Raw genomic sequence first — 567 nt, forward strand, 5'->3', positions numbered from 1 at the left:
GCGGACCAGACCTCTTGGGGTTATATGGTCAAGCGATGAAGCGCATACGGTGGATGCCTAGGCAGCCAGAGGCGATGAAAGACGTGGCAGCCTGCGATAAGGCTCGGCGAGGTGGCAAACGACCTGTGACCCGGGCATTTCTGAATGGGGAAACCCACCCGACCACTCTCGAGTGGTCGGGTATCCCACACTGAATCCATAGGTGTTGGGAGGCGAACCGGGGGAACTGAAACATCTCAGTACCCCGAGGAAAAGAAATCAACCGAGATTCCCCCAGTAGCGGCGAGCGAACGGGGACCAGCCCTTAAGTCCGACCACTTCGTAGTGGAATAGTCTGGGAAGGCTAACCATAGGGAGTGATAGTCTCGTACACGAAACGAGTGGTCGGATGAAATCGAGTAGGTCGGGGCACGAGAAACCTTGACTGAAGACGGGGGGACCATCCTCCAAGGCTAAATACTCCTGGCTGACCGATAGTGAACCAGTACCGTGAGGGAAAGGCGAAAAGAACCCCGGAGAGGGGAGTGAAATAGATCCTGAAACCGTATGCGTACAAGCAGTGGGAGC

The 567-nt window shown here is 55.9% G+C and carries 1 rRNA gene; it reads left to right on the top strand.

The annotated features are described in order from the left end of the window. Nucleotides 1–26: 26 nt before the first annotated feature. Nucleotides 27–567, top strand: a 23S ribosomal RNA gene (locus OP497_RS17470); the annotation flags it as partial.

It is taken from the genome of Halomonas sp. 11-S5, assembly GCF_029889825.1.
Taxonomy (GTDB): Bacteria; Pseudomonadota; Gammaproteobacteria; order Pseudomonadales; family Halomonadaceae; genus Halomonas.